Annotated in this window: 1 protein-coding gene; it reads right to left on the minus strand. The window is 31.6% G+C overall.

Annotated features, from left to right (window positions below):
- Positions 1-69: 69 nt before the first annotated feature.
- Positions 70-624, minus strand: a complete 555-nt coding sequence (locus RR45_RS10875) for a recombinase family protein (protein WP_011834703.1) — start codon at positions 622-624, stop codon at positions 70-72.
- Between the last annotated feature and the right edge of the window lie 363 nt (positions 625-987).

Here is a 987-nt window from a genome sequence, read left to right on the forward strand (position 1 = left end):
GATAGTAGATTTAAAACTTTGCAACAGAACCTCATAACTTATCGTTGTGAGCTGGTCTTTTATTTTATTCTAAAACTTATTAATATATCTATAAATTGTGGTTCTTGAAACTCCCCAAGAATCCGCAATCGACTTAATCGGCGTACCACTTTCTACCAAGGTTTTAAGAAGCTTTACGTCTTGTTCCGAAAATTTCTCAGGTCTTCCTCCAAGTCGTCCTCTTGCACGTGCGGCTTCTCTACCAGCGGCAGAACGCTCCAAAATAAGATTTCGCTCAAATTCCGCAAAAGCCGCAAACAAATGAAACATCAATTGTCCAGTCGAACTTGATTTATCCATTGTAATATTTTCTTGTAGACTATGAAAACTTACCCCTTTATTATTAAGAGAATTAACAATATTAATGAGATCTTCCATATTTCTACCTAGTCGATCCAATCGCCAAACAACAATCGTATCCCCAGGACGAGAAAATTCGATGGCGGATTTTAATCCAGGTCTTTCTCTTTTACTTCCTGACATATGGTCAGTAAATATTTTTTCACAGTTATATTTTTTGAGACTATCTTTTTGTAAATCTAAATTTTGAAGTCCAGTTGAAACTCGTGCGTATCCTATATTCATTTTTTTTCTCCTTCATTTTAATTTATTGTATCATAACTTAGAAAGATATGTATAAATGAACATAGAATAAATTACGGGTTAATGAACAATAAATGTAAATGTTTTTGAGAATTTTAATAAGAAAAGAAGAGTGTCCAGAAAATGACCTTTTTCTGGACATGAGATAAAAAAGAAAAACAGCCATTTCCGTTTTTCTTTTTTATCTTTGTGTCTAAATATTTGACATTAGTCCAAACAAAAGCACTTTATAAATCTTGTACAGAAAAGTGTTGCCTTTTCATTTATTCTAAAGACAATTTATGCTAAATCAATGCTCTTCACATTCTTTTATATATATGATTTGTCAAATTAAGTTAGAATAAA

The organism is Pseudolactococcus chungangensis CAU 28 = DSM 22330 (genome assembly GCF_002441885.1).
Taxonomy (GTDB): domain Bacteria; phylum Bacillota; class Bacilli; order Lactobacillales; family Streptococcaceae; genus Pseudolactococcus; species Pseudolactococcus chungangensis.

What these genes read in the sequence shown, in the direction of transcription:
- RR45_RS10875 (WP_011834703.1), bottom strand. Translation starts at nt 624, where the DNA reads ATGAATATAGGATACGCACGAGTTTCAACTGGACTTCAAAATTTAGAT.